The sequence below is a fragment of the Caldisalinibacter kiritimatiensis genome, from assembly GCF_000387765.1.
Taxonomy (GTDB): Bacteria; Bacillota; Clostridia; order Tissierellales; family Caldisalinibacteraceae; genus Caldisalinibacter; species Caldisalinibacter kiritimatiensis.
In genome coordinates, this window is record NZ_ARZA01000263.1 from 1 (window position 1) to 383 (window position 383).

Consider the following 383-nt stretch of genomic DNA (forward strand, 5'->3'; position numbering starts at 1 on the left):
CTGAAGATTTGCACATACTACCTAATATAATACTTTGCTCCTCAGTAGGCTTCAAATGAAATTTTTTAGTTAATATGATAATTTCTTTATCTGGCATCTTTTTAACCCCTTGTCTTTTGGTTTTCAATATACCTTTTAATATTTTCTTCTGATATAGAACCTATAGTTTCTATATAAAAAGATGAATTCCATAATCTACCCTTCCAAAGTTTATTTTTAAGCTCTGGATGTTTTATAAAAAGCTTTCTTCCACTTATACCTTTTAACATTTTTACAATATATGATGGTGATATCTTCGGATGTGCCGATACAAATAAATGAACATGGTCCGGCATTACTTCCATTGTATGAATTACAAAGCCTTTATCGTCAGCAATTTTTTT

General features: G+C 29.2%; 1 protein-coding gene. It reads right to left on the reverse strand.

Annotated features, from left to right (window positions below):
* Positions 1 to 101 precede the first annotated feature (101 nt).
* Positions 102 to 383: IS200/IS605 family transposase (gene tnpA / locus L21TH_RS11860; protein WP_034430075.1), on the reverse strand; the 282-nt coding region annotated here is incomplete at its 5' end.